Source organism: Streptomyces poriticola (genome assembly GCF_036689765.1).
In the GTDB taxonomy this organism is placed as follows: domain Bacteria; phylum Actinomycetota; class Actinomycetes; order Streptomycetales; family Streptomycetaceae; genus Streptomyces; species Streptomyces poriticola.
This window is the reverse complement of sequence record NZ_JBAGKH010000004.1, coordinates 359337-377921: the sequence shown is the minus strand read 5'-3', so window position 1 is coordinate 377921 and position 18585 is coordinate 359337. Positions and strand designations below refer to the sequence as shown.

Below are 18585 nucleotides of genomic sequence, written 5' to 3'. Positions count from 1 at the left end.
GGCTGGATTTACTAGGACGTCCAACTATATAGTCGTGGCCAAGGCCCGCGGTGCAGGGAAGCCGGTGTGAATCCGGCACGGTCCCGCCACTGTGACCGGGGAGTACGCCGTCGAGCAGCACGCCACTGACCAGATGGAAGGTCGGGAAGGCGGACGGCGCGCGCAGATCCGGAAGTCAGGATACCGGCCGCGGGATCGTTCCGTGTTGTCCACGAGGATGGAGCTGACACGCATGGCACCGGTGCGCATCCACGACCCCGTCCGGCCCGTGACCCGGCCCGCGCCCCACCCGGACGTCCGTCCGCACCCGGCCGTCACGACCTGACGGCACCCCGCCGTACGCGATCTCGCGCAGCCCCCCGCCCGCGCACGCACCCATGTCACCGCGTGCGCCGGGTCCGGCCGCGCGCCGTCCCCGGATCACCTGACGAGAGCAGGCACCCATGGCCCGCGAGTCCGACCGCGCCACCGTGCGCGAACTCACCCACTTCGTCGGCGGCAAGCACACCCCGGGAACCTCGGGGTCCTTCGGCGACGTCCACGACCCCAACACCGGCGAGGTCCAGGCCCGCGTCCCGCTGGCGAGCCGCGCCGAGACCGAGGCGGCGATCGCCGACGCCGAGCATGCCCAGCCCGCCTGGGCCGACTTCAACCCGCAGCGCCGCGCCCGGGTCCTCATGCGCTTCCTGCACCTCGTCGAGCAGGAGAAGGACACGCTGGCCCGGCTGCTCTCCGCCGAGCACGGCAAGACCGTCGCCGACGCCCACGGGGACATCCAGCGGGGCCTGGAGGTGGTGGAGTTCGCCGCCGGCATCCCGCATCTGCTCAAGGGCGAGTTCACCGACAACGCCGGCACCGGCATCGACGTGCACTCGCTGCGCGCACCGCTCGGCGTGGTGGCCGGCATCACCCCCTTCAACTTCCCCGCGATGATCCCCCTCTGGAAGGCCGCCCCGGCACTCGCCTGCGGAAACGCCTTCGTCCTCAAGCCTTCGGAGCGCGACCCGTCGGTTCCGCTGCGGCTCGCCGAACTCTTCCTGGAGGCCGGGCTGCCCCCGGGCGTCCTCAACGTCGTCCACGGTGACCGGGAGGCCGTCGACACCCTGCTGGAGGACCCCCGTGTCGCCGCCCTCGGCTTCGTCGGCTCCACCCCCGTGGCCGCGCACGTCTACGCCACCGCCGCCGCCCACGGCAAGCGCGCCCAGTGCTTCGGCGGCGCCAAGAACCACATGATCGTGATGCCGGACGCCGATCTCGACCAGGCCGCGGACGCCCTGATCGGCGCGGGCTACGGCTCCGCCGGCGAGCGCTGCATGGCGATCTCGGTGGCCGTCCCGGTCGGCGAGCAGACCGCCGACGCCCTGGTGGCCCGCCTGAAGGAGCGCATCGCCGGGCTGCGGATCGGCCGCAGTGACGACCCCGAGGCCGACTTCGGACCGCTGGTCGGCCGGGACGCGCTCGACCGGGTCCGCTCCTACGTCGGCCTCGGCGTCGCGGAGGGCGCCGAACTCGTCGTCGACGGCCGGGACTTCACCCTGCCCGGCCACGAGGGCGGCTTCTTCGCCGGAGCCAGCCTCTTCGACCGGGTCACCCCGGCGATGCGCATCTACCGGGAGGAGATCTTCGGGCCCGTGCTGTCGGTGGTCCGCGCAGCCGACTACGAGGAGGCCCTGCGCCTGCCCAGCGAGCACCTCTACGGCAACGGCGTGGCGATCTTCACCCGCGACGGCGACACCGCCCGCGACTTCACCCGGCGGGTGAACACCGGCATGGTCGGCGTCAACGTGCCCATCCCGGTGCCGGTCGCCTACCACACCTTCGGCGGCTGGAAGCGCTCCGGCTTCGGCGACCTCAACCAGCACGGACCCGACGCGATCCGCTTCTACACCCGGACGAAGACCGTCACCTCACGCTGGCCGGCGGGCCAGCGCGAGGGCGCCAGCTTCACGATCCCCACCATGCGGTGACGCCATGACCAGCACCCTGCTCACCGAGGACCAGCAGGCCCTCGTCGAGACCACCCTCGACTTCGCCCAGGACCACCTCGCCCCGCACGCCCTCGACTGGGACCGCGACAAGCACTTCCCCGTCGACGTGCTGCGCAAGGCCGCGGGACTCGGCCTCGGCGGCGTCTACGTCCGCGAGGAGTCCGGCGGTTCGGGGCTGACCCGCGCCGACGGCGTCCTCGTCTTCGAGACCCTCGCCTCCGGCTGCCCGTCCATCGCCGGCTACCTCTCCATCCACAACATGGTCGCCTGGATGATCGACCACTACGGCGACGCGCAGCAGCGTGAGCGCCGGCTGCCGCGGCTGTGCGCGATGGAGGACCTCGCCAGCTACTGCCTGACCGAACCGGGTGCCGGCTCCGACGCCGCCGCCCTGACCACCCGCGCGGTCCGCGACGGGGACGGCTGGCGGCTCACCGGCGTCAAGCAGTTCATCTCCGGCGCGGGCGCCTCCCAGCTGTACGTGGTGATGGCCCGCACCGGCGCCGAGGGCGCCGACGGCGTCTCCGCGTTCGTCGTCGAGAAGGACGACCCCGGCGTCTCGTTCGGCCCGAACGAGCGGAAGATGGGCTGGAACGCCCAGCCCACCCGGCAGGTCTTCCTGGAGGACGTCCCGCTCTCCGCCGACCGGCTCCTCGGCCGCGAGGGCCAGGGCTTCCGCATCGCCATGAACGGGCTGAACGGCGGCCGGCTCGGCATCGCCGCCTGCTCCCTCGGCGGCGCCCGCAGCGCCCTGGACCGCAGTCTCGCCCACCTCGCCGACCGGGAGGCCTTCGGCCGCCGGCTGCTGGACGCCGAGGCGCTGCGCTTCCGTCTCGCCGACATGGCGACCGAACTGGCCGCCGCCCGCGCCCTGGTCCGGCAGGCGGCACGGGCGCTGGACGCCGGGGATCCGCAGGCGCCGTACCTGTGCGCGATGGCGAAACGGTTCGCCACCGACACCGGGTACGCCGTGGCCGACCGGGCGCTGCAGCTCCACGGCGGCTACGGCTATCTCAGCGAGTACGGCATCGAGAAGATCGTCCGCGACCTGCGGGTCCATCAGATCCTGGAAGGAACCAACGAGATCATGCGCGTCATCGTGGCCCGCGGCCTGACGGAGGCGTTCGGATGACCCCCGCCGACGACCCTGTGCTGGTGCGCACCGAGGGGCGCGCCGGACACCTCGTCCTCAACCGCCCGAAGGCCCTCAACGCCCTCACCCACCCCATGGTCCGCCGCATCGACGAGGCGCTCACCGCCTGGGAGCACGACCCGGCCGTCGAGACCGTCGTCCTCACCGGCGCGGGGGAGCGGGGCCTGTGCGCGGGCGGCGACATCCGCACCATCCACGACGACACCCGCGACGGCGACGGCACGGCCTCGGCCGCCTTCTGGCGCGACGAGTACCACCTCAACGCCCGCATCGCCCGCTACCCCAAGCCCTACGTCGCCGTCATGGACGGCATCGTGATGGGCGGCGGCGTGGGCGTCTCCGCGCACGGCAGCGTCCGCATCGTCACCGAGCGCTCCCGGATCGCCATGCCCGAGACCGGCATCGGCTTCGTCCCGGACGTCGGCGGCACCTACCTGCTCGCCCTCGCCCCCGGCGAACTCGGCACCCACCTCGCCCTGACGGGGACGCAGGCCGGGGCCGGGGACGCCCTGCTGTGCGGACTGGCCGACCACCATGTGCCGTCCGCCGTGCTGGGGGAGCTGGTGGCGGACCTCGCCCGGCTTCCGGTACGGGACGTGCTCGCCCGCCATGTGCAGCCGCCGCCCCCGGGCGAACTGGCCGGGCGGCGGGAGTGGATCGACGCCTGCTACGCCGCCGACACGGTCGAGGAGATCGTGCAGCGGCTGCTCGCCCACGGCGACCCGGCCGCCAAAGAGGCCGCCGAGACCCTGCTCGCCAAGTCGCCGACCGCGCTCAAGGTCACCCTGGCCGCGCTGCGCCGGGCCCGCCGACTCGGCCCGCTGGAGCGGGTGCTCGATCAGGAGTACCGGGTCTCCTGCGCCACCCTGACCACCCCCGACCTGGTGGAGGGCATCCGCGCCCAGGTCATCGACAAGGACCGTTCCCCGCGCTGGTCGCCCGCCACTCTCGTGGAGGTCACCGACACCGACGTCGAGCGCTTCTTCTCCCCCCTCGGCGAGCGTGAACTCGGGCTCGCCGCCGGACCCGACACCGCCGCGGAGGTGGCCTGGTGAGCAGGACCGTCGCGTTCATCGGACTCGGACACATGGGCGGCCCCATGGCCGCGAACCTGGTCAGGGCCGGCCATCGCGTCCTCGGCCACGACCTGGTCGAATCCGCCGTGGGGACGGCCGCCGAGGCCGGGGTGGAACCCGCGGCCTCCGCGGCCGCGGCCGTCGCCGGGGCCGGCCTGGTGGTGACCATGCTGCCCGCCGGGCACCATGTCCTCGGCCTGTACGACGAGATCCTCGCCGCCGCCCGTCCCGGCACCCTCTTCGTCGACTGCTCCACCATCGACGTCGCCGACGCCCGCACCGCCCACGAGCGGGCGGCCACCGCCGGGATGCGCGCCCTGGACGCCCCCGTCTCCGGCGGGGTGGTCGGCGCCGAGGCCGCCACGCTGACCTTCATGGCGGGCGGGGGAGAGGCGGAGTACGCCGAGGCCCGCCCGCTGCTGGAGGCCATGGGAAAGAAGGCCGTCCACTGCGGCGGGGCGGGCGCCGGTCAGGCCGCCAAGATCTGCAACAACATGATCCTCGGCGTCTCCATGATCGCCGTCAGCGAGGCGTTCGTCCTCGGTGAGCGCCTCGGTCTGTCCCACCAGGCCCTCTACGACGTGGCCTCGACGGCGTCCGGCCAGTGCTGGGCGCTCAGCGTCAACTGCCCCGTCCCCGGACCGGTGCCGGCCAGCCCCGCCAACCGCGACTACCGCCCGGGGTTCGCCGCCTCCCTCATGGCCAAGGACCTGGGGCTGGCCGCCAACGCGCTCCGCGAGGGCGGCGTCCATGCGGAACTCGGCCTGCGCGCCGCCGAGCTGTACGCGGCCTATGCCGAACGCGCCGGTGACACGGAGGACTTCTCCGGCATCGTACGGACCATCAGGGACGCGAACGGAGACCGGACATGACCACGGAACCGAACGGCGCGTACGAGACGATCCGCGTCGAGCGCAAGGGCCGCACCGCCCTGGTCACCCTCGACCGGCCCAGGGCGCTCAACGCGCTGAACCTCACGGTCATGCACGAGGTCGTGGCCGCCACGGAGGCCCTCGACCGGGACCCGGAGTGCGGCTGCATCGTGATCACGGGCTCGGAGAAGGCGTTCGCGGCCGGGGCCGACATCAGGGAGATGCGACCCCACGACTACATGGACATGTACCTCGCCGACTGGTTCGCGGCCTGGGACCGGCTCGGGCAGCTGCGCACCCCGACCGTCGCGGCCGTCTCCGGCTACGCGCTCGGCGGCGGCTGCGAACTGGCCATGCTCTGCGACATCCTGCTCGCCTCCGACACCGCTGTCTTCGGCCAGCCGGAGATCAAGCTCGGTGTCATCCCCGGCATCGGCGGCTCCCAGCGGCTGACCCGGGCGGTCGGCAAGGCCAAGGCCATGGAGCTGTGCCTGACCGGGCGCACCATGGACGCCGCCGAGGCCGAGCGCGCCGGACTGGTCTCCCGGGTGGTACCGGCGGACGAGCTGCTCGGGGAGGCGCTGGCCGTGGCCGACACGGTCGCCGGTATGTCGCTGCCGGTGGCGATGATGGCCAAGGAGGCCGTCGGCCGGGCGTTCGAGACCACGCTCGCCGAGGGCGTCCGCTTCGAACGCCGTCTGTTCCACGCGGTGTTCGCCACCACGGACCAGAAGGAGGGCATGGGCGCCTTCGTCGACAAGCGCGCGCCGGAGTTCCGGCACCGCTGACGCGACGGACGGTGCACGGACGGTGCGAGGGCGGCCCGCGGAACCATCCGGCCGCCCTCGCACGTTCTGTGGAGGACACCCGGACGGCGAGCGGAGGACCGAGTGGCCGGACACCCCCAGCCGCGGCGCATCACCTTAGGGGGCCGGGAGGCGGTCGCCCTGACGGTCGCGGAGTACGAGCAACTGGTCGCGAGCCGCCGCCAGACAGGCGGTCAGAGCGCCCGGGTGCGGATCCTGTCCGAGCGGATGCGCCGGACCGAGCGGCTGCTGCGCGACCTGGAGGACCTGGTCGCGGCTCCCGCGGACGCCCGCCCCGGGCAGTCCGCGGGCGCGGAGCGCACGGAGGGTCCCGCACCGGAGGCCGGTGGCGCGGCTGCGGTGGGGGAGAGAGACGCGGACTCCCTGCGCCGGGCGATAGCGGTGCTGCTGCGCCGCCACCGCGAGCAGGCCCCCTGACCGCCTGCCGCCCTGACCGGCCGTCGCCCTCCACCCCGGTCGCGGCCCTGGCTGGCCGTTGCCCTCCACCCCGGTCGCGGCCCTGGCTGGCTGTGGCTCTCCACTCGCTGCCCTGGCCGTCGCCCTCAACCCGCTGCCCTGGGACCGCCCGTCGCCCCGACCGACCGCTGTCGTCACCGGCCGCCGCTCTCCACCGGGTACGGCACATGGGTGCGCCGGTCCGGGTCGATCGCCAGCCGCCCGCCCGCCGGGGGCCGGGCCCGCTGGGCGCAGTCGCGCCGCTCGCAGATCCGGCAGCCCAGCCCGATCGGTGTCGCCGCGCGCGGATCGTCCAGTGCGACGCCCTCCGCGTAGACCAGCCGGTGCGCATGCCGCAGCTCGCAGCCGAGCGCGACGGCGAACTCGGCGCGCGGGGCGTGCCGCCCGTAGCCGCCCCGGGTGATGGTGCGCGCGATCCAGAAGTACCGCTTGCCGTCCGGCATCTCGGCCACCTGCGTCAGGATCCGCCCCGGCGCGGAGAACGCCTCGTACACCGTCCACAGCGGGCAGGTGCCGCCCAGCCGGGAGAAGTGGAAGTCGGTCGCCGACTGCCGCTTCGAGATGTTCCCGGCCCGGTCGACCCGCAGGAAGGAGAAGGGCACGCCGCGGCGTCCGGTGCGCTGCAGGGTGCTCAGCCGGTGGCAGACCGTCTCGAAGCCGACGCCGAACCGCGCGGACAGCAGCTCGATGTCGTAGCGCACCTCCTCGGCCGCCGCATGGAAGGCGGTGTACGGCATCAGCACCGCGCCCGCGAAGTAGTTCGCGAGGCCGATGCGGGCCAGGGCCCGCGACTCCGGTGACGTCAGTTCCGTGGCGCCGTCGGAGAGCGTGTCGAGCAGCGGGCCGTGCTCCAGCAGGCCCAGCTGGGTGGCGAGCTGGAAGGCCCGCCGGCCGTCGCCGAGCCAGGGGGAGAGGAACAGCAGCCCGGTGTCGGCGTCGTACCGCCGGGCGTCGGCGGCCCGGCCCGGCGCGGCCTGCACCACCCGCACCCCGTGCCGCTCGGCGAGCCGGGCCACCAGCGGGTCGGCGGCCCGGCCCGGCCGCAGCCCCAGCGCCCCGGCCGTGTGCTCGGCCTCGGTGTCCAGCGGCTCGAAGTGGTTGTGGTGGGCGTAGAAGAAGTCCCGTACCTCGTCGTGCGGCTCTCCCGGGGGCAGCAGCCCGCCGCCGGTGGCCGGTGAGCCGAGGGCGGCGGCCTGCTCGGCGGCGTCGCGGTAGCGGCGGTGCAGCGCCACCAGCGCGCGGGCCACCTCCGGATGGTCGCGGGCGGCCTCGGCGATCTCCTCCCCGGCGGGCAGCGGCACCCCGCAGGCCTCGTCCGCGAGCGCGGCCCGCAGATCGGCCGCGAGCCGGTCCTCGTCCGCCTCCGAGAAGAACTCCGCGTCGACGCCGAACACCTCGGCGATCCGCAGCAGCACCGGAGCCGTCAGCGGACGCAGACTCTGCTCGATCTGGTTGGCGTAGCTGGTGGAGATGCCGAGGGCGCGGGCCATGTCGACCTGGTTCATCCCGTGCTCGCGGCGCAGCCTGCGCAGCCTGGCATGGGCGTAGATCTTGCGGGCCGCCGCTCGCCGGGCCATGTCCCACCTCCTCGTGAGCCGTGCCGCGCACGCAGTGACCGCGACGGCGACACACTTGCGAAAATATCATCCGCAGAATTCGCAGCTTTCGCAGATTCGCCGCTCGGGGCTGTACCGATTCCGCACCGGGGAGCGCTGGCCCGGCGGCCGGAGCAAGGGCAGTCTCGATCACGCCAGCACCGCCAGGACCCGCCGACACCGCACCGAGGAGTCCCGTGATCGAGCACCACGTCCGTGTCCACCCCAGCGCCGACCGGCTTCCGCGCGAGGACCAGCTCGCCTGGAAGCTGGCGTCCGTGGCCACCGCCACCGAGGAACTGGACGCCGACAGCGCCGCGATGGCCGTCAACCGCGTCATCGACAACGCCTCCGTCGCCGTCGCCTCCCTGCTGCGCCGCCCGGTCGCCGTCGCCCGCGCCCAGGCCACCGCCCACCGCGCGGCGGGTCCCGGTGCCTCGGTCTTCGGCGCCCACGCCCGGGTCTCCCCCGAGTGGGCCGCCTGGGCCAACGGCACCGCGGTACGCGAGCTGGACTTCCACGACACCTATCTCGCCGCCGACTACTCCCACCCCGGTGACAACATCCCGCCGCTGCTCGCGGTGGCCCAGCACACCGGCCGCACGGGCGCCGACCTGCTGCGCGGCATCGTCGCCGGCTACGAGATCCACGTCGCCCTGGTCAAGGGCATCTGCCTGCACGCGCACCGCATCGACCACGTGGCCCATCTGAGCGCCGCCGCCGCCGGCGGCCTGGGCGCGCTGCTGCGGCTGCCGACGGAGACCGTGTACCAGGCGATCCAGCAGGCCGTGCACACCACCACCGCCACCCGCCAGTCCCGCAAGGGCGAGATCTCCAGCTGGAAGGCGTACGCCCCCGCCTTCGCCGGGAAGGCGGCGATCGAGGCGGTGGACCGGGCCATGCGCGGCGAGACCTCCCCGTCGCCGATCTACGAGGGCGAGGACGGCTTCCTGGCCTGGATGCTCGACGGCCCCGGGTCCGACTACACGGTCCGGCTCCCCGGGCCCGGCGAGCCGCGCCGCGCGATCCTCGACACCTACACCAAGGAACACTCCGCCGAGTACCAGGCCCAGGCGATCATCGACCTGGCCCGGCGGCTGCGCGAGAAGGCCGGCCCGCTGCAGGGTGTCCGCTCGATCGTCCTGCACACCAGCCACCACACCCACCACGTCATCGGCTCCGGCGCCAACGACCCGCAGAAGTACGACCCCACGGCCAGCCGCGAGACCCTCGACCACTCGGTGCCGTACATCTTCGCGGTCGCCCTGGAGGACGGAACCTGGCACCACGAGCGGTCCTACGCCCCCGAGCGCGCCCGCCGCCCGGAGACCGTGGAGCTGTGGCGGAAGATCAGCACGGTCGAGGACCCGGCCTGGACCCGCCGCTACCACGACCCCGACCCCGAGCGCCGGGCCTTCGGCGGACGGGCGGTGATCACCCTGGACGACGGTTCGGTGATCGAGGACGAGCTGGCCGTCGCCGACGCCCACCCGGCGGGCGCCCGCCCCTTCGACCGCCCCGCCTACGCGGCCAAGTTCCGCACCCTCGCCGAGGACGTCGTCGCCCCGGCCGAACAGGACCGGTTCCTGGCCGCCGCCGAGCATCTCGCCGAGCTGACCGGCGCCGATCTGGACGGACTGTTCCCGGCCACCGACAGCGAGGCCGCCGCCGCGTACGACGCGCGCCTGCCGAAGGGCCTGTTCTGATGCTGCACACCCGCACCACACCGTCCCAGCGCCGCCGGGCCCTGCGGGAACGGCTCGCGGAGAGCCGTCTGCTCACCATGCCCGGCGCCCTCAACCCGCTGTCGGCCCGGCTGATCCAGGACACCGGCTTCGAGGCCGCCTACCTCTCCGGCGCGGTCCTCGCCGCCGACCTGGGCCTGCCCGACATCGGTCTGACCACGTCCACCGAGATCGCCGCCCGCGCCCAGCAGACCGCCCGGGTCACCGATCTGCCGGTCCTCGTCGACGCCGACACCGGATTCGGCGAACCGATGAACGCCGCCCGGACCGTCCAGCTGATGGAGGACGCGGGCCTGGCCGGCCTGCACCTGGAGGACCAGGTCAACCCCAAGCGCTGCGGCCACCTGGACGGCAAGGCGGTCGTGCCGCGCGAGGAGATGACCCGCCGGGTACGGGCCGCCGTGGACGCCCGCCGCGACCCGGACTTCCTGCTGACGGCCCGCACCGACGCCCGCGCGGTCGAGGGCCTGGCCGCCGCGATCGACCGGGCGAAGGCGTACGTCGACGCGGGCGCCGACGCGGTCTTCCCCGAGGCCCTCGCCGACGAGGCCGAGTTCGAGGCGTTCCGCAAGGCCGTGCCCGTCCCGCTGCTCGCCAACATGACCGAGTTCGGCAAGGGCCCCCTGCTCGACGCCCGCGCGCTGGAGAACCTCGGCTACGACATCGCCCTGTACCCGGTAACCCTGCTCCGCCTGGCCATGGGCGCGGTCGAGGACGGCCTGCGCACCCTCGCCGCCGACGGCACCCAGGCAGCCCTGCTGCCCCGCATGCAGACCCGCTCCCGGCTCTACGAGCTCCTCGGCTACGCGGACTACACGGCCTTCGACTCGGCCGTCCACGACTTCACCCTCCCGCCCGGCACCTGACCCACCGAAGGCAGGCACCCATGACCACCACCGCACCCGAGGTCCACCGCGGCCTCGCCGGTGTCGTCGCCGACACCACCCGCATCTCCACCGTCATCCAGGAGACCAACTCCCTCACCTACCGCGGCTATCCGGTGCAGGACCTGGCCGCCCGCCGCTCCTTCGAGGAGGTCGCCCACCTCCTCTGGTACGGCGAACTCCCCGACCCGGCCCGGCTTCGCGACTTCCGCGCCCGCGAACGCGCCCTGCGCCCCCTGGACCGCACCACCTCCGAACTGCTGGCCCGGCTCCCCGAGACCTGCCACCCCATGGACGTGCTGCGCACCGCCGTCAGCCTCTTCGGCGCCGAGGACCCCACCGAGGACGACGGCAGCCCCGCCGCCCACCGCGCCAAGTCGCTGACCCTGCTGGCCAGACTGCCCACCGTCGTCGCCGCCGACCAGCGCCGCCGCCGCGGCCTCGCCCCGATCCCGCCCGACCCCGGCCTGGGCTACGCCGAGAACTTCTTCCACATGTGCTTCGGCAGCGTCCCGGACCCGGAGACGGTCCGCTGCTTCGAGATCTCCCTCGTGCTCTACGCCGAGCACAGCTTCAACGCCTCGACGTTCACCGCGCGCGTGGTCACCTCCACCCTCTCCGACCTCTACAGCGCGGTCACCGCCGCCGTCGGCGCCCTCAAGGGCCCCCTGCACGGCGGCGCGAACGAAGCGGTGATGCACATGCTGGACGAGATCGGCGACCCCGGCCGGGCCGAGGAGTGGCTGGACGGGGCGCTGGCCGCCAAGCGGAAGATCATGGGTTTCGGCCACCGCGTCTACCGGCACGGCGACTCTCGTGTCCCGATCATGCAGGACGCCCTGGACCGCCTGGTGGCCCGCGCCGCCGACCCCGGGGTGACCCGCAAGGCGACGCTCCACGCAGCCCTGCGCGAGGCGATGCTGAACCGCAAGGGCATCCACCCGAACCTGGACTATCCGGCGGGCCTCGCCTACCACCTGATGGGCTTCGACACGCCCGCCTTCACACCGCTGTTCGTGATGAGCCGCATCACCGGCTGGACCGCCCACATCACCGAGCAGCTCGCGCACAACGCCCTGATCCGTCCGCTGGCCTCCTACGACGGCCCGCGGCAGCGACCGGTGCCGGCACCCGAGTAGTGCTCACCTCACCCCGGCAGGCGGCACCGCGCACTCCGCGGCTGTCGCCGCCGGGACCTCGGCCTCGTCCCCGGGGTGCATCACCTGGACCTTGTCCAGCAGCGCCGTGATCACCTCGTCCAGGTCGAGGCGCTTCTCCACCGCCTGCAGATGCGGCAGCCCGGCGCGGGTGGAGACCCGCGGCGGGGCCAGCAGCTGACAGCAGTCCTCGTCCGGCAGCACCGAGATGTCCGCCGTGCCGATCCGCCGCGCCTCGTCGATGATCTCCTGCTTCTCCCAGCCGATCAGCGGGCGCAGCACCGGCAGCGCGGACGCCTCGTCGACGGCGGCGATGTTGGCCAGTGTCTGGCTCGCCACCTGCCCCAGGCTGTCGCCCGTCACCAGCGCCTCCGCACCCGTCCGGGCCGCCAGCACGGAGGCCGCACGGACCATCAGCCGCCGCTGCGCCACCACCTGCAGCCGCCCCGCGCCCGCCACCGCGAGCTGCTTCTGCGCCCGGCCCAGCGCGATCACATGGAGCGCGCCCGGCGGCTGGTACCGGTTGAGCTCCCGGGCCAGCGCATACGCCTTGTACACCGACGAGGGGTTGGTGTACGGGGCGCCGTTGAAGTGCACGAAGTCGCAGGCCAGGCCGCGCCGCATGGCCCGGTGGGCGGCCACCGGCGAGTCGTAGCCGCCGGACAGCAGCACCAGCGCCCGCCCGCTCGACCCGGTCGGCAGCCCGCTCAGCCCCGGCAGCCGGTCCCAGGACAGATACGTCTCCCTGCGGTCGATCTCCACGGCCAGGGTCACATCGGGGGAGCCGAGGTCCACGCGAAGCCCCGGCACGGCCGCAAGGATCCGCGCCCCGAGGCGCACCTCCATCGCCGACGACTTCAGCGGGAACTGCTTGTCGCGGCGCTTCACCCGGACGGCGAACCCGCACCCCGGCCGTTCGGCCGCCACCGAGCGCAGCGCCTCCACGGCCGCGCGGGTGATCTCGTCCAGAGTGCTGGGCACCCGGACGGCGGGCTCCACGGAGTTGAAGCCGATCACCCGGCGGGCCCGGTCCACCAGCACCTCCTGCGGAACCTGCCCGCCCAGCACGGTGACGTTCTGGGCGGTCTTGATCCAGGTCGAGCCGCCGACCCCGCGCAGGGCGACGCGCAGATTGTCGTGCAGGCGCTCGGTGAACCGGCTGCGGTTGCGCCCCTTGAGGAACACCTCGCCGTGCTTGAGCAGCACACAGGGGGCGCCGGTGGTGGTGTCGGTCATGTGAACCCTCCCAGGTCCGTCAGCTCCCCGTCGGCGTGGGCTGCGCCCCTGCGGCGCCGGCCGCACCCAGCCGCTCGGTCGGCCCGGCGAAGGCCAGGAACACCCGGCGCACGGCCATCCGCCACTCACCGTCGACCTTGCGGAACGCAGCCGTGTAGTGCCGTAGCGCTCCACCTGCACCGGGGGCCTCGGCGGCACCATGCCGCCGGTATGACGGTCCACGCGGTACGTGGTGAAGCAGGTGACGGCCCGCGCGGCCGACGCCGAAGTGACAGTGACCAGGATATTCGAGCAGACACGACGCGAGAGCCGGTCCGCGGGCCGCGCCCCGGAGTACTCCCGCAGCGCGTCCCGCCCCTCGATCCGTCGGCCGCCCCCGGGCCACTCCCAGACCCCGTCCCGGGGGGCGGGCCGGAGCCGGCGGGGCGGGCCGGGACGCTCATGGCGTCCCGGCCCGGTCCCGCACGGGCGGTCAGGAGGCGGGCAGCTCCCCGCGGACCGTGCGGGCCGCGGTGACCAGGTTCTCCAGGGAGGCCCGGGTCTCCGGCCAGGCGCGGGTCTTCAGACCGCAGTCCGGGTTGACCCACAGCCGCTCGGCGGGGATCGCCCTCAGGCCGGTGCGCAGCAGCTCGGCGGCCTCCTCGGCGCTCGGGACGCGCGGGGAGTGGATGTCGTACACGCCGGGGCCGGCCTCGCGCGGGTAGCCGTGGGCGGCCAGCTCGCGGGCGACCTGCATATGGGAACGGGCCGCCTCCAGGCTGATCACATCGGCGTCCAGGTCGTCGATGGCCTGCACGATGTCGCCGAACTCGGCGTAGCACATGTGCGTGTGGATCTGGGTGTCGGGGCGGACCCCGGCCGTGGTGAGCCGGAACGCCTCCGTCGCCCACGTCAGGTACGCCGGCCGGTCCGCGGCGCGCAGCGGCAGGGTCTCGCGCAGGGCCGGCTCGTCGACCTGGATGACCGAGGTGCCGGCCTCCTCCAGATCGCCGACCTCGTCGCGCAGGGCGAGGGCGACCTGGCGTGCGGTGTCCCCGAGCGGCTGGTCGTCGCGGACGAAGGACCAGGCGAGCATGGTGACCGGGCCGGTCAGCATGCCCTTGACCGGACGGTCGGACAGCGACTGGGCGTACCTCGTCCAGCGCACCGTCATCGGCTCGGGGCGGGAGATGTCACCGGCCAGGATCGGCGGGCGGACGTAGCGGGTGCCGTAGGACTGCACCCAGCCGTGCTGGGTGGCCAGATAGCCGGTGAGCTGCTCGGCGAAGTACTGCACCATGTCGTTGCGCTCGGGCTCGCCGTGCACCAGGACGTCCAGGCCGGCCTTCTCCTGGAAGGAGATCACCTCCTGGATCTCGGCCCTGATCCGCTCCTCGTAGCCGGCCGCGTCGATACGGCCGGTGCGCAGGTCCGCCCGGGCGGTGCGCAGTTCGCCGGTCTGCGGGAAGGAGCCGATCGTGGTGGTCGGCAGCAGCGGCAGCCCGAGGTGGGCGCGCTGGGCGGCGGTGCGCTCCGCGTACGGCTGGGAGCGGCGGGCGTCGGCCTCGGTGACGGCGGCGGTGCGGGCGCGCACGGCGGGGTCGTGGGTGATCGGGGAGCTGGCCCGGGAGGCCAGGTCGGCCCGGTTGGCGGCGAGTTCGGCGCCGATGGCGTCGGTGCCGCGGGCCAGGCCCTTGGCGAGGGTGACGATCTCGGCGGTCTTCTGCCGGGCGAAGGCCAGCCAGCGCAGGATCTGCGGCTCGATGTCCCGTTCCGTCGCGGCGTCGAGCGGGACGTGCAGAAGCGAGCAGGACGCCGACACGTCCACCCGGTCGGCCAGCCCCAGCAGGGTGCCCAGCGTGGTCAGGGACGCGCCCAGGTCGTTGACCCAGATGTTGCGGCCGTTGACGACACCGGCGACCAGCCGCTTGCCCGGCAGCCCGCCGACCGCGGCGAGCGCGTCCAGGTTGGCGGCGGCGGCCTCGGTGAAGTCCAGCGCGAGCCCGTCCACCGGCGCCTTGGCGAGCACCGGCAGCGCATCGCCGAGCCGGTCGAAGTAGGAGGCGACCAGCAGCTTCGGCCGGTCGGTGAGCCGGCCGAGGTCGCGGTAGGCGCGCTCGGCGGCGTTGAGCTCGGCCGGGGTGCGGTCCTGGACCAGGGCGGGCTCGTCCAGCTGCACCCACTCGGCGCCGGCCGCGCGGAGGTCGGCGAGCACCTCCGCGTACACCGGGAGCAGCCGGTCCAGCAGGGTCAGCGGGTCGAAGTCCGCGGCCACGCCGGGCGCGGGCTTGGCCAGCAGGAGATAGGTGACGGGTCCGACGAGGACCGGGCGGGCCGTCAGGCCGAGTGCCAGGGCCTCCTTCAGCTCGGCGACCTGCTTGGCCGGGTCCGCCGTGAACACCGTGTCCGGGCCCAGTTCCGGGACGAGGTAGTGGTAGTTGGTGTCGAACCACTTCGTCATCTCCAGCGGCGCCACGTCCTGGGTGCCGCGGGCCATGGCGAAGTACCCGTCCAGGGCGTCCGCCTCGACGGCGGCCCGGTGCCGCTCGGGGATCGCGCCGACCATCACGCTGGTGTCGAGGACATGGTCGTAGTACGAGAAGTCGCCGGTCGGGACCTCGTCGAGGCCGGCCCCGGCGAGCTGCTGCCAGTTGGTGCGGCGCAGTTCGGCGGCGGTGGCGTGCAGGTCGGAGGCGGCGGTCCGGCCCTTCCAGTAGCCCTCGACCGCCTTCTTCAGTTCCCGGTTCCGGCCCTGGCGGGGGTAGCCGTACACGGTGGCCCGTGCTGCCGCGGCTGCGGACTTCGCTGTCACGGAGATCTCCTTCGCGAGATGAATCCCTGAGATCCCGGGGACGGGACGAGAGCGCGAAGGGACGACGGACCCGGCGGGACGACCGTGCGCGGCAAGCGCGCTCCTCCGCCTGGTGTGTTCGCCGACCCGCCCTCGAGGTCACCGGGATGTCCGCGCCCGAGTGGTTCGCGCGCGGGCAGATGGCAGGTCTTCGGACTCGCGGGCACGTCAGCGCCGTCCATCGACGCGAACACCTACTGGCCGTCGCTTCCCAGGCCCCGTACCTCGGGCCCAGTGCGTATGACGGCGGTCGTTCCCGCTCACCGCTGCGGGGCAGTCCCGGATTCCCACCGGGTTCCCTCTTGCGACGCATCCCGCCTGGCGGACGGGGCGAACCAGCTGCACCGCACAGACTACGGGCAGTTCCGCCGGCGCGCCGGACCGCGTCCAGAATCCGGAAGGCGAAGTGGGACACCGCCGGCCGGGAACCCATCGCCCTTCCGCCCCGACTGCTCTCATCAGACGAACGGGAGGTGTGATGAACGGGCTGGAAGTCCGGATGCGCGACGTCGCCTGCCGGCACGGCCGGGTCGAGGCCGTCCGCGGAGTGGACCTGGACGTCACCGCGGGCGAGCGGGTGGCGCTGACCGGCACCAACGGATCGGGCAAGACCACGCTCGTCCGCGCCGTGCTGGGCCTGCACCGCCGGGCCGGCGGACAGATCCTGGTCGGCGGCCGGGGCACCGCGACACCGGCCGAGTGGGCGTGGCGGCGCCGGGCCTGCGCCTGGATCCCGCAGAAGCCCGCCGCGGGCCGGTTCCCGCTGCTCGCGAGCGAGCTGCTGGCCAGCTCCGGCGCTTCCGCACCGGCCGTGGAGGCCGCGGACCGGCTCGGCGTCGGTTCCCTGACCGGGCGTCCGCTGCACACCCTGTCCGGCGGGCAGCTGCAGCGCATGTACCTGGCCCGTGCGGTCGGCTGCGTCGCCGCCGGGGCGGGGGTGCTGCTGGCCGACGAGCCCACGGCCGCGCTCGACTTCGCCGGGCAGGAGGAGGCCGCCGACGTGCTGCTGTCCCTTCCGGTGACGGTGGTCGTCGTCACCCACGACCGGGCGCTCGCCGACCGCTGCGACCGGGTGCTGGAGATGGCAGCCGGACGGATCAGGGAGGCGCGGTGACCGTCCACCTCGCCGCCGACGTCGCGGAGCTCCTCCAGCTCCTGCCCGTGCAGCGGGCCGGGGCCGCCCTGCTGCTGGCCGCGGTCGGACTGCCCGTCGTCGGAGTGGTGATCGTCGGGCTGGACATCATGCCGGTGCGGTTCGCGATGATGCACGTCGCGCTGCTGGGCATCGCCGTCGGGCTGCTGACCGGCCTGGACCCGATGCTGTGCGCCCTGGTCGCCTGTGCCCTCGCGGGCGCCGGCGTGGCGCCGCTGGCCCGCACCCCGGACGGCCTGTCCGGCGCGATGGGCCTGCTGATGAGTCTGGCGATCGCCGCCGCCCTGCTGGTGCTGGCGGTGTCCGGCGTCAACGCACAGGGCGCGTTCGCCCTGCTCTGGGGCTCCATCCTGTCCGTCGGCACGGCCGACCTGTGGCTGCTGGGCGCGCTCGCCGTCGTCGTACCGGGGCTGTTCTGGTGGCGGCGCCGGGACCTGGGCCTGCTGCTGCACGACCGCGAGGTCGCCCTCGCCTCCGGGGTCCGCGTCGACCTGCTCACCCTGCTCCTGCTGGTCCTGGTCGCGGTGTCCGTGGCCGGGGCCATCAAACTGACCGGCGCGCTGCTCGTCGACGCGCTGACCCTGCTGCCCGCGCTGGCCGCCCGCCGGCTCGGCACCTCCCTGAAGTCCATCACCGCCTGGGCCGTCGGCATCGGCGTCGTCGTGAACCTCACCGGGTTCCTCGTCGCGCTGAAGCTCGACTGGCCCCCCGGACCCGTGCTCGTCCTGACGGCCGGGGCCGTGGTCCTGGCCGTCCATCTCGTCCCCGAACGGAGAATCAGCTCATGGCGCGCATCCGCGTCCGCACCGTCCGTGTCCCTGCCCTCGTCGCACTGAGCGCGGCGCTCGCCCTCACCGCCACCGCCTGCGGCTCGGACGAGCCCGCGACCGAGGACAAGGGCGCGGCCGGCCCGAAGCGCGGCGACGCCCCGGTCGTCGTCGCCACCACCACCTGGGAGGGTGCCTTCGCCAAGGCAGCCGGTGCCGAGGACGTGACCGTCATCGTCCCGTCCTCCGCCCAGCACGCCCCGGACTACGACCCCAAGCCCTCCGACCTCGCCGCGGTCGCCGAGGCCGACTTCGTGCTCTACGCGCCCTTCGAGCCGTATGCCGCGAAGATCAAGGAGGCCGCCGGGTCGGACGCCGAACTGGTCGAGGTCGACCTCGACAACGCCGCCGGCAGGGCGAGCGCCGAGGTCACCCGCCTGGGCGGGCTGTTCGGCACCGAGGACGCCGCCGCACGGTGGAACGCGTCCTTCGAGAGCGAGTACGCAACCCTCCAGAAGGACCTGAAGCAGGCCTGGCCCGGCGGCACGGCACCGGCGGTGGTCGCCCAGGTGTTCTCCGTCTGGTCGGCCGAGATGGCCGGTGCCGAGGTGCGCGGCACCTACGGACCCGAGGCCGTCACCGCCGAGCAGCTGTCCGAACTGGCCAAGAAGAAGCCCGCCTTCGTCCTCGACAACGTGCACATGTCCACCGGGAAGGTGCTGCCCGACTCCGGTGCCGAGCAGGTCGGCATCGTCAACTACCCCGACGAGGACCTGGATCTGATGGGCGTCTACCAGGACGCGGCGGACGCCATCACCAAGGCCCTGGCCTCCTGACCCGAACCGC

Annotated in this window: 15 protein-coding genes, 1 pseudogene and 2 riboswitches; of the genes and pseudogenes, 12 read left to right on the top strand and 4 right to left on the bottom strand. The window is 73.7% G+C overall.

The features are described 5' to 3' along the window. Positions 1-24 precede the first annotated feature (24 nt). Positions 25-206: riboswitch (cobalamin riboswitch) on the top strand. A 237-nt stretch (positions 207-443) separates the two neighbouring features. The 6 genes from V5O46_RS09345 (at position 444) to V5O46_RS09320 (ending at position 6333) form a co-directional block, all read left to right on the top strand. After that, complete coding sequence (locus V5O46_RS09345) at positions 444-1967, top strand: CoA-acylating methylmalonate-semialdehyde dehydrogenase (protein WP_332884011.1); 1524 nt, start codon at positions 444-446, stop codon at positions 1965-1967. A gap of 4 nt (positions 1968-1971) precedes the next feature. Further along, positions 1972-3120 (top strand): acyl-CoA dehydrogenase family protein, encoded by a 1149-nt coding sequence (locus V5O46_RS09340; RefSeq protein ID WP_332884010.1) that lies wholly within the window; start codon positions 1972-1974, stop codon positions 3118-3120. Further along, a complete protein-coding gene (locus tag V5O46_RS09335) occupies positions 3117-4196 on the top strand; it encodes an enoyl-CoA hydratase/isomerase family protein (protein WP_332884009.1) in 1080 nt (359 codons plus the stop codon). The genes V5O46_RS09340 and V5O46_RS09335 overlap by 4 nt, the downstream gene beginning before the upstream one ends. Further along, positions 4193-5089 carry a 3-hydroxyisobutyrate dehydrogenase gene (mmsB, locus tag V5O46_RS09330; protein WP_332884008.1) on the top strand — a complete coding sequence of 299 codons (897 nt, stop codon included), beginning with the start codon at positions 4193-4195 and terminating at the stop codon, positions 5087-5089. Before V5O46_RS09335 ends, mmsB begins: the two co-directional genes overlap by 4 nt. Beyond that, positions 5086-5877 (top strand): enoyl-CoA hydratase, encoded by a 792-nt coding sequence (locus V5O46_RS09325; RefSeq protein ID WP_332884007.1) that lies wholly within the window; start codon positions 5086-5088, stop codon positions 5875-5877. Before mmsB ends, V5O46_RS09325 begins: the two co-directional genes overlap by 4 nt. Positions 5878-5979: 102 nt before the next feature. Continuing rightward, a complete protein-coding gene (locus V5O46_RS09320) occupies positions 5980-6333 on the top strand; it encodes a hypothetical protein (RefSeq protein ID WP_332884006.1) in 354 nt (117 codons plus the stop codon). 173 nt (positions 6334-6506) lie between these two features. Here V5O46_RS09320 and V5O46_RS09315 read toward each other — a convergent pair whose 3' ends face one another. After that, complete coding sequence (locus tag V5O46_RS09315; RefSeq protein WP_332884005.1) at positions 6507-7949, bottom strand: short-chain fatty acyl-CoA regulator family protein; 1443 nt, start codon at positions 7947-7949, stop codon at positions 6507-6509. A 215-nt stretch (positions 7950-8164) separates the two neighbouring features. Between V5O46_RS09315 and V5O46_RS09310 the strand changes: the two genes are divergently transcribed. From V5O46_RS09310 to V5O46_RS09300, 3 genes are read left to right on the top strand one after another with little or no spacing between them, the layout of a single operon-like run. Further along, positions 8165-9673: an MmgE/PrpD family protein gene (locus V5O46_RS09310; RefSeq protein WP_332884004.1), complete on the top strand. Its 1509-nt coding sequence runs from the start codon at positions 8165-8167 to the stop codon at positions 9671-9673. Continuing rightward, entirely contained in the window at positions 9673-10578 is a 906-nt protein-coding gene (gene prpB, locus V5O46_RS09305; protein ID WP_332884003.1) for a methylisocitrate lyase, read from the top strand. Before V5O46_RS09310 ends, prpB begins: the two co-directional genes overlap by 1 nt. Positions 10579-10598: 20 nt before the next feature. After that, complete coding sequence (locus tag V5O46_RS09300) at positions 10599-11735, top strand: bifunctional 2-methylcitrate synthase/citrate synthase (RefSeq protein ID WP_332884002.1); 1137 nt, start codon at positions 10599-10601, stop codon at positions 11733-11735. Between the two features lie 3 nt (positions 11736-11738). Here the strand turns inward: V5O46_RS09300 and thiI are convergent, their stop codons facing one another. The 3 genes and pseudogenes from thiI to metE form a co-directional block, all read right to left on the bottom strand. After that, on the bottom strand, positions 11739-12989 hold the full coding sequence (gene thiI, locus V5O46_RS09295; protein WP_332884001.1) for a tRNA uracil 4-sulfurtransferase ThiI: 1251 nt from the start codon (positions 12987-12989) through the stop codon (positions 11739-11741). 19 nt (positions 12990-13008) lie between these two features. Next, positions 13009-13388, bottom strand: a pseudogene (locus tag V5O46_RS09290) (nuclear transport factor 2 family protein); the annotation flags it as partial. Positions 13389-13461: 73 nt separating this feature from the next. Continuing rightward, positions 13462-15780, bottom strand: a complete 2319-nt coding sequence (gene metE, locus V5O46_RS09285) for a 5-methyltetrahydropteroyltriglutamate--homocysteine S-methyltransferase (RefSeq protein WP_332884000.1) — start codon at positions 15778-15780, stop codon at positions 13462-13464. A 164-nt stretch (positions 15781-15944) separates the two neighbouring features. Further along, positions 15945-16174, bottom strand: a riboswitch (cobalamin riboswitch). 123 nt (positions 16175-16297) lie between these two features. Between metE and V5O46_RS09280 the strand changes: the two genes are divergently transcribed. Genes V5O46_RS09280 through V5O46_RS09270 form a run of 3 tightly spaced genes read left to right on the top strand, consistent with a single transcriptional unit; the run spans position 16298 to position 18575 of the window. Beyond that, on the top strand, positions 16298-16933 hold the full coding sequence (locus tag V5O46_RS09280; protein ID WP_332883999.1) for a metal ABC transporter ATP-binding protein: 636 nt from the start codon (positions 16298-16300) through the stop codon (positions 16931-16933). Further along, positions 16930-17808: a metal ABC transporter permease gene (locus V5O46_RS09275; protein WP_332883998.1), complete on the top strand. Its 879-nt coding sequence runs from the start codon at positions 16930-16932 to the stop codon at positions 17806-17808. Before V5O46_RS09280 ends, V5O46_RS09275 begins: the two co-directional genes overlap by 4 nt. Continuing rightward, positions 17757-18575, top strand: coding sequence for a metal ABC transporter solute-binding protein, Zn/Mn family (locus tag V5O46_RS09270; protein WP_332883997.1), 819 nt, complete (start codon positions 17757-17759; stop codon positions 18573-18575). The genes V5O46_RS09275 and V5O46_RS09270 overlap by 52 nt, the downstream gene beginning before the upstream one ends. Positions 18576-18585 lie beyond the last annotated feature (10 nt).

Excerpts from the sequence above, each read along its gene's own strand:
- V5O46_RS09345 (WP_332884011.1), top strand. The coding sequence starts at position 444 with ATGGCCCGCGAGTCCGACCGCGCCACCGTGCGCGAACTCACCCACTTC.
- V5O46_RS09340 (WP_332884010.1), top strand. The coding sequence starts at position 1,972 with ATGACCAGCACCCTGCTCACCGAGGACCAGCAGGCCCTCGTCGAGACC.
- V5O46_RS09335 (WP_332884009.1), top strand. The coding sequence starts at position 3,117 with ATGACCCCCGCCGACGACCCTGTGCTGGTGCGCACCGAGGGGCGCGCC.
- V5O46_RS09325 (WP_332884007.1), top strand. The coding sequence starts at position 5,086 with ATGACCACGGAACCGAACGGCGCGTACGAGACGATCCGCGTCGAGCGC.
- V5O46_RS09315 (WP_332884005.1), bottom strand. The coding sequence starts at position 7,949 with ATGGCCCGGCGAGCGGCGGCCCGCAAGATCTACGCCCATGCCAGGCTG.
- prpB (WP_332884003.1), top strand. The coding sequence starts at position 9,673 with ATGCTGCACACCCGCACCACACCGTCCCAGCGCCGCCGGGCCCTGCGG.
- V5O46_RS09300 (WP_332884002.1), top strand. The coding sequence starts at position 10,599 with ATGACCACCACCGCACCCGAGGTCCACCGCGGCCTCGCCGGTGTCGTC.
- thiI (WP_332884001.1), bottom strand. The coding sequence starts at position 12,989 with ATGACCGACACCACCACCGGCGCCCCCTGTGTGCTGCTCAAGCACGGC.
- V5O46_RS09280 (WP_332883999.1), top strand. The coding sequence starts at position 16,298 with ATGAACGGGCTGGAAGTCCGGATGCGCGACGTCGCCTGCCGGCACGGC.
- V5O46_RS09270 (WP_332883997.1), top strand. The coding sequence starts at position 17,757 with ATGGCGCGCATCCGCGTCCGCACCGTCCGTGTCCCTGCCCTCGTCGCA.